The organism is Olsenella phocaeensis, from assembly GCF_900120385.1.
In the GTDB taxonomy this organism is placed as follows: Bacteria; Actinomycetota; Coriobacteriia; order Coriobacteriales; family Atopobiaceae; genus Olsenella_I; species Olsenella_I phocaeensis.
Genome location: NZ_LT635494.1, coordinates 684493 through 691928 on the forward strand (window position 1 = coordinate 684493; position 7436 = coordinate 691928).

The window sequence follows — 7436 nt, forward strand, 5'->3', positions numbered from 1 at the left end:
GACCCGCAGCAACCTCAAGCTCATAGATCCCACGGCGGGCACGCACACCGACGTCAACGAGCCCGGCCCCCTGCCGGAGGAGGGGCTCCTCCCTCGCATGCTCGAGCACTTCGTGGCCGGCGTGCGGCCAGGTGACGTCGTGGTGCTTGCGGGGTCCCTCCCGCGCGGGGCTGCGACGGGCTGCTACGCGGGGTGGGTGCGCACCTGCAAGTCGGCCGGCGCCACGGTCTTCCTGGACGCGGACGGGGAGCGCCTGGCTTGCGGCATCGAGGCCGGTCCCGACCTCGTGAAACCCAACGACGCAGAGCTTGCCGAGCTCGTGGGCCGCGCGCTGCCTGACGAGGATGCCGTCCTGGACGCCGCTCGCGAGCTGCAAGGCCGCGGCGTGGCGCGGGTCATGGTGTCCCTGGGTGGTGACGGTGCCATCTACCTCGGCGGCGACGGGGCGTGGCGCGCGAGCTCGCCCAAGGTGCCCGTGGGGTCGACCGTCGGCGCGGGAGACTCCGTGGTCGCGGCGCTCGCCCTCGCCGAGGAGCGCGGGCTTGGCCTGGAGGACGCGCTTCGGCTGGCCATGGCCACCGGTGCCGCCAACGTCATGCAGTCGGGGACCCAGGCCGCCCCGCGGGAGCTCGTGGAGTCGCTCTTGGGAGAGGTCGAGGTCAGGAGGATCTAGCGCTCGCTGGCCAGGCGCCAACGCGAAGCGTCAGGACGCTGCGTCGCCTAGCCTCGCGGGACCTCCTTGGTCACCAGCTGCTCGATGAGGCGACGTGCCTTGCGACCCTCGGGTGTGGGATACAGGGGCCAAATGTGGGCCTGCCCCGTGCCCACCACCAGCTCGTGGCTCACGCCGTTCTCGCCCAGCTTGGCGTCGAAGGCCACGCAGTCGGGATAGAAGATCTCGCGCGTGGCGACGAAGGTGGTCACGTTGCGCAGCGGCCGAACGTCCCCGTTGATGGGGCTGAGGCGGTAATCGGTCACGTCGTCGCCATCGGCCCAGAGGTCGCCGAGCTGCGCCAGGCCCCAGGGTGCCAACGCCGGGTCCACGTCGAAGTAGTCGTGGATCTGGGGGTTGCGCATGGTGATGTCAAGCTGGGGAGAGAGCAGCACCAGTTGCCCTGGCTGCTCCAGGTCGTAGTGGGAGAAGCTCTCGGCCAGGCCCGCCGCCAGGCCGCCGCCCGCGGAGTCCCCCATCAGGGTGACGTCCTTGGCCTCGTAGCGGCGCAGCATGCCCTCGTAGAGGTCGGTGAGCAGCGAGTAGGCCTCGTCGTGGTCGTGGGCGGGCGCCAGGGGATAGATGGGGACGAAGACCTCCGCTCCGGTGCGCTGGCAGAGGTCGTCCAGGAAGAGCCAGTGGACCCAGCTGATCTGCTTCACGTACGCGCCACCGTGCAGGTAGAGCACGGCACGGGCGTTCTTGCCCGTGGTGCCCAGGTGGAAGGTCTTCATACCGTCGCAGGTCTCCTCGAAGACCAGGGACCTGAGGCGCAGCCAGCTGGGGATGTGGTACTCGACCTCGTTCTCCTGGCGACAGGCCTCGACGAAGTCCTCGAAGCGGCCGAGGTCCTTGCCCAGGAGGACGCCCCTTCCGGCGAAGGCCCTGAGGGCGCCGGCGAGCACGGACGCCTGGGCGCTGCGGCCGTACCTGATTTTGGAGAAGGCGGAGAAGCCGGCTGCCGCAGCCGCCGTTCCCGCTGCGATGCCGGCGGCCATGAGCGCGTTCCTGTGCGAGTCCTTCATGGGGAACCTCCTACCTGGGACAACGATTCATCTGCGTGAGGCATGCTCTCCAGTTTACCCAGAAGCGTGCATGAGGCATGTCGGCCCGTCTGCGGACGGCAGGTCTACACAAGGCGACGCCGACGTGCCGACATGGCGACGCCGACACGCGCCTCGCCCACGGGGCCGCATTCGCTCCGGTGCCGTCCCTGCCTCTCATCCCAGAGTTGTATGCGGATTCCACACACAGCACGATTCTCGTCCGATGCTTTTACCTGCTGTTATGTGATTTCTAACTTTGTAATACGCCAATAGGGAGAGAAAAAACCGCACACAAATTATTGAACTGCAGGCAAACGGGCGACTGCGTGCCCGCAGGCAAACGAGCGACCGCGTGCCCGCAGCGACCAGGCGACCGCGTGCCCGCAGCGACCCGGTCCGGGCCGAGGCGGCGCCCCACTCCTGCCCTAGGGGGAGGCGCCTAGTGGCGCGCGCCCTGCTTGGCGCGCAGGTTCCGCAGGTTGGTGACCGTGCCCTGCATCCCGTGGGGCACGTAGGAGAGCTGGGCCAGGTCCTCGGGCAGGTACTCCGCCAGGCTCAGCTCGGCGGTCTGCTCCACCTGGCCCGTCAGCGGGCCTGGCGTCGCCTCCAGGCCGAACACGGTGGCACCTTGCCTGCCCAGGCGCTCCTCGTACCAGCTCACGGGGTCGTCGGGCCTGTCGGCACGGGCGTCCTCGCTCTTCCACGTCAGCTCGAATCCCGCGAGCTCGAACTGCGTGAGCGAGAACGCGAAGAGGGGTTGGCTGTCGGTCTTGAAGATGACGCTTCCGCCTGGGGCCAGGACCTGGCGGTACAGGAGCAGCTGGTCAAGGTGGGTGAGTCTCCGCGCCGCCTCCTTCTTCTTGGGGAAGGGCGTGGGGAAGTTGAGGATGATGCGGCCCACCTCGCCCGGGGCGAAGAGCTCGGCGACGTCGCGTCCCAGGGCGGGTACCAGGACCAGGTTGGCAAGGCCGTCCTCGATGGCCTTCTGCGCGGCGTAGGCGATGCAGACGGGTTCGGAGTCGATGCCCACGAAGAGCACGTCGGGCTCGCGCGCGGCGGACTCGGCCGCGAAGCCGCCCTTGCCGCAGCCCAGGTCAAGCCGCAGCTCGCGGAGTCGAGGGCCGCCCACGGGACTGCAGGCCTCGAGCCAGCGCCCGGCCAGGCGGCGCGGCTCGAGCTCGATGGCGTCGGCGTAGCGCTCGAGGCGCTCCTCGAGGACGAAGTTCTTGGGGAGACGTGCGTGCAGTCCGTGCATGAGACCTCTTCGTGCTGGTGGTCGGGGGCCGGTCTGGTCGTCGGGGGGCGCCGCGTGCTGCTGTGTGTGGTGACGCGCCTAGACGGCCTCATAGGGCGCTTGGCATTATCGCACCGCCGCGGTATCGGGCTGGTTGTGCGGAAAAACTGCGCACGGTAGCTCCGAATTGTGGAGACGTTCGGCGTTTGCCCAGGATTGCCTCCCCGGCCCGGAATTCCGTGCGCACTTTTTTTGCGCCAACAGTGGCATTCCGCCACTTGCGTGCCCGGCCCACATCCCCGGAGTCGGGCAATCCGTCCCGTCCCTTGGCTACGATGGTCCTCGTAGGTTTCGACGAGGGAGGCAGCATGTCTCAGTTCACGGCGATCATGGCGCGGCTCAAGTACATCGAGCGCTGGGCCCTCATGCGCAGCTCCCGGCCAGAGAACCTCAGCGAGCACTCGCTCGAGGTCGCCATGATTGCCCACTTGCTCTGCGTGATCGCCAACGTGCGCTACGGCCGCTCGCTCGACGAAGGCCGTGCCGCGCTCATGGGCATGTACCACGACGCGTCAGAGATCATCACGGGAGACCTCCCCACGCCGGTGAAGTACTTCAACCCCCAGATTCGCGACGCCTACAAGGGCGTCGAGTCCGCAGCGGAGGAGACGCTCCTCTCCACCCTGCCCGCCGACCTGCAGGGTAGCTTTCGGTCGGCGTTCGGCCTGGCAGGGGAGGGCGAGCCGGATGCGGTCGAGCGTGAGGGCGAGGCGCATCTGCGACAGCTCGTGAAGGCGGCGGACAAGCTCTCGGCACTGATCAAGTGCCTGGAGGAGCGCTCTGCCGGCAACTCCGAGTTCGTGACGGCGGAGGCCTCGACGCGCGCCTCGCTCGAGCGGATGGCCGAGGGTCTCCCCGAGCTCCGGGACTTCATGGACGAGTTCCTGCCCTCCTACGGACACACCCTGGACCAGCTCCTCTAGGTACGGTCGTCAGAGGTACTGCAGCCAGGGTGTCCAGGTACACGGGGTGGGGGAGAGTCAGCTTCGCCGCGGGCCCTGCCGCTAGGCTCTTGCGTGGACTCCCGCACTTGTATGCGGATTCCGCACACAACGTGATTTCCATGCGCTTCATCTACCTGCTGTTATATGGATTCTAACTTTGTAATACGCCAACAAGGAGAGAAAAAACCGCATACAAAATCTTTGAACCGCATGCAGATAGGCTGCCCTCCTCGGACGTGAGCGTCCCCATGGTGCCGCCTCGCGTCGCGACTTCCAGTCTCCCATGGCGCGCCGCCTTGCGTCTGGCTGCCCCATGCCCGAAAAGCTCGTGCCGAGCAGTCGGGCTGTGGGCGGCCACTCAAACCGCAGCCACGAAAGGGGCCCCGCGGCGTCGTCTGCCGCGGGGCCCTGCCGCTGCCGGGTATGCGCGCCACTCTCGCTTGGGAGCTAGTCCTCCTGGGTGTCCTGCAGGGTGGTCATGAGCGCGGGGATGACCTGCTTCTTGCGGCTCACGACGCCTGGCAGGGTGGCGATGCCGTCGACGGGCTCCACGCCGAAGGCACGCGCGACGATCTCTTCCGCGCCGGCGCCGTAGTACAGCATCTCGGTGGTCTGGCTCTTCACGTCGGTGAACATGTAGAAGACCAGCGGCAGCTCGTCAGCGGCGGCTCCCTCCTTGAGGTAGGGCCCCACCAGCGCCTCGGCCGCCTTGCGGCTGTTCTTGGTCATGAAGCTGCCCTGGCCCACGCCGAAGCGGGCGTTGCCGCGCGAGAAGACCTTGAAGTCCTGGTGGAAGACCTCCTCGGCCGTGCGTCCCGTGAGCTCCGCGCCGGCGTCGAACATCGCGTCGGCGTACTCGTCGATGTCCTCGCCGCAGATCTTCGCGAGCTGCTCGCCGGCATACTTGTCGCGGGGGGTGCAGGTGGGGGAGCGGAACGCCAGGGTGTCAGAGAGGATGGCGCTCATCATGAGGCCGGCGATGTTCTTGGGAATCTCGACGCCCTGCTCCTGGTACATGCTGTAGAGGATGGTGCAGGTGCAGCCCACCGGCTCGTTGCGGAAGCGCGCGGGGGCGGAGGTCTCGATGCTGCCGATGCGGTGGTGGTCGACGATCTCCATGATCACGGCCTGCTCGAGGCCGTCGACCGCCTGGGAGCGCTCGTTGTGGTCGACGAGGACTACGTGCTTGCGCGTCACGTTGAGCAGGTTGGGCGTGCTCACGAGGCCGCAGTAGTGGCCGTCCTCGTCCAGCACGGGGAAGAAGCGGTGGCGCGACTGGGTGATGGTCTTGCGCGCGTCGTCCACGGTGGTGTTGACGCTGAAGCGCAGCACGTCCTGGGCGTCGAGCATCTTGGCGCGCACGGGGATGGACATGCTGATCAGGCGGGCGGCGGCGTAGGTGTCGTAGGGCGTGGTGATCACGGTGCAGCCGTTGGCGCGGGCCGCGTCCACGACGACGTTGGAGAGCTGGGCGCCGTTGCACACGATGAGCAGCCCGGCGCCGGACTCGACGGCGAAGCGCTGGGTCTCGTAGCGGTTGGTGACGAGCACGGTGTCGTTGTGCTCGATCGCGCCCTCCATCATCTCGGGTGTGGTGCCCACGACGACCTTGCCCGTCTCGACGCGGGCCTCGGGGTCGCCCAGGACCATGCTGCCCTTCAGGGTCTGGATGATGTTGGAGTACTTGGTCTTCGCCTCTGCGATGACGCGCGTGTCGAAGATGTCCATGTTGGCGTTGGCGATGTCCTTCACGGCGATGAGGCCCTCGAGGTCGCCCTTTTCGTTGGTGATGCAGAGGGTGTCGGCCTTGCTGGAGCCCATGAGGTTCCAGGCGGCGAAGAGGCTCATCTCGCGGTCGATGCCGTCGGTGCGCTGGATCATGATGTCCTTGATTTGGGGGCGCACGCTGGTGATGAGCTGGGGCTCCTCGAAGCCGAAGTGCCTCAGGACGAAGGCGGTCTCGCGGTTGATGGTGCCGGCGCGGCGCGCCTCGTACTGCACGTCCTCGGTCTGGTTCTTGAGGTAGGCCATGCTGATGGCCGAGCAGATGCTGTCTGTGTCGGGATGCAGGTGGCCGATGACGTTGACCTTGCGGATGGTCTCGGGCATGGACTTCTCCTTGGAACTTGCGCTCGTGGGCGCGGGAGTCGGAACGTTCACCCTGAATTGTGCCACTACGCAGGCGTCTTGGGGCGCGTGGGCTTGGCGTGACGGTCGTGCGGGGCACGTGTGCCGGTCGTGCGGGGCACGCACGTCACCGGACGCCGGTTTTTGCCCCCCGGGAGCGCGTCAAAAGACTGCGCACGGTAGCGTCCAATTGTGGAGACGGTGAGGCAAAGGCCCAGTTGGGCCATCGCCTCGCAAAATCCAATGCGCAGTTTTTGGCAACGGCATCTCGCGCGGCGCGTCCCGACGTCGTCAGTCCCCAATTGCGTCCAGGCGGATGACGAACTTCGTCGTGCCATGCTGTCCCTCGGCGATGCCGGCGAAGCTCTCGTACTCGTCGGCGAGCTCGCTGACGGCGTCGAGGCGTGCGACGAGCTTCCTCATCGAGGAGCCGTCGAGTGCCTCGACCATCTTGGAGACGGCCTTCTCGTCGAAGGCCCTCAGGCCATCCGTCAGTTGGTCGGAGCCCACCGCGGCAGCGGACGAGCCCGTCGCAAGCGCCGAGGCGCCGTCCTGCAGCTGTTCGATGCCACCCACGAGTTGTCCGGCGCCCTGGTCGATCCGGCGCGCTCCCGTCGCGAGCTCGCCCGCACCGCTGGCGGCCTGGCCCAGGGCCTGGGCTAGCTGTTGTGCCCCGGCGCTGCTTGCGGCGGCGCCACCCAGGAGGCTGCCCGCGTCCTCCGCGCTCCCCAGCGCCCCATGGATGCTCACGATGCCCTGGTCGAGCTGGTGTGCCAGGGCGGCGACGCCCGCCAGCCCCGTGGCCTGCTCCTCGCTCCCACGTGCCGCGGCCACGAGATCGCCGCATGCGTCTGCTGCCGCGGAGGCGGCGCCGGACCTCTGTGCAATCGACTGTGCCGACGCCGCGGCGGAGGAGAGGGACGTGGCCTTCTCCTCGAGTTTCGTGACCTGTGCCGAGACGTCCTCGGGCTGGGGGACGGTGCTCGCGGTGCCCGCGGCATCGTTGAGCTTTTCGAGTGCGGAGGCAACGGCCTGCCTCTGCGCGTCGGTCATGCCGGTCTGGTCGATGCCCATGAGCGCCTCTCGCGCCTCGGCGACCTGGTTGCGCACGCCCTCCTGCGCACTCGCGTAGGCCTTGAGGGCGTCTGCCGAGCTGCCGAGCCTCTCGGCCGCGTCACCAGCGGCCGTGGCCGCCACCTGCGCGTCGTCGGCCGACTGGCCTACCTGGGTCGCCATGTCGGCGGCCTCGGAGGCGGCGTCCTTCGCCGAGGCTGCCTGCCTCTGGGCGCGCGTGAGCACGTCTCGCACGTCGC

General features: G+C 67.9%; 6 protein-coding genes. 2 read left to right on the forward strand and 4 right to left on the reverse strand.

Annotated features, from left to right (window positions below; genetic code table 11):
* A partial coding sequence (locus BQ7388_RS03280; protein ID WP_072499771.1) for a 1-phosphofructokinase family hexose kinase occupies positions 1-673 on the forward strand: 673 nt, incomplete at its 5' end.
* 47 nt (positions 674-720) lie between these two features.
* On the opposite strand, the gene BQ7388_RS03285 is transcribed toward BQ7388_RS03280, so the two are convergent.
* Both BQ7388_RS03285 and trmB read right to left on the reverse strand, forming a co-directional pair.
* Positions 721-1737 carry an alpha/beta hydrolase gene (locus BQ7388_RS03285; RefSeq protein ID WP_072499772.1) on the reverse strand — a complete coding sequence of 339 codons (1017 nt, stop codon included), beginning with the start codon at positions 1735-1737 and terminating at the stop codon, positions 721-723.
* A gap of 460 nt (positions 1738-2197) precedes the next feature.
* The gene (trmB, locus tag BQ7388_RS03290; RefSeq protein ID WP_072499773.1) at positions 2198-3013 is read right to left on the reverse strand and encodes a tRNA (guanine(46)-N(7))-methyltransferase TrmB; all 816 of its coding nucleotides are present in this window, start codon (positions 3011-3013) and stop codon (positions 2198-2200) included.
* Between the two features lie 347 nt (positions 3014-3360).
* On the opposite strand from trmB, the gene yfbR reads away from it, so the two are divergent.
* Positions 3361-3975 carry a 5'-deoxynucleotidase gene (gene yfbR, locus BQ7388_RS03295; RefSeq protein ID WP_009278535.1) on the forward strand — a complete coding sequence of 205 codons (615 nt, stop codon included), beginning with the start codon at positions 3361-3363 and terminating at the stop codon, positions 3973-3975.
* Positions 3976-4443: 468 nt separating this feature from the next.
* Here the strand turns inward: yfbR and BQ7388_RS03300 are convergent, their stop codons facing one another.
* Positions 4444-6105 carry a putative manganese-dependent inorganic diphosphatase gene (locus tag BQ7388_RS03300; protein WP_009278536.1) on the reverse strand — a complete coding sequence of 554 codons (1662 nt, stop codon included), beginning with the start codon at positions 6103-6105 and terminating at the stop codon, positions 4444-4446.
* Between the two features lie 309 nt (positions 6106-6414).
* Positions 6415-7436, reverse strand: a 1022-nt coding sequence (locus BQ7388_RS03305) for a hypothetical protein (protein ID WP_159430781.1), incomplete at its 5' end; no start/stop codon positions are given.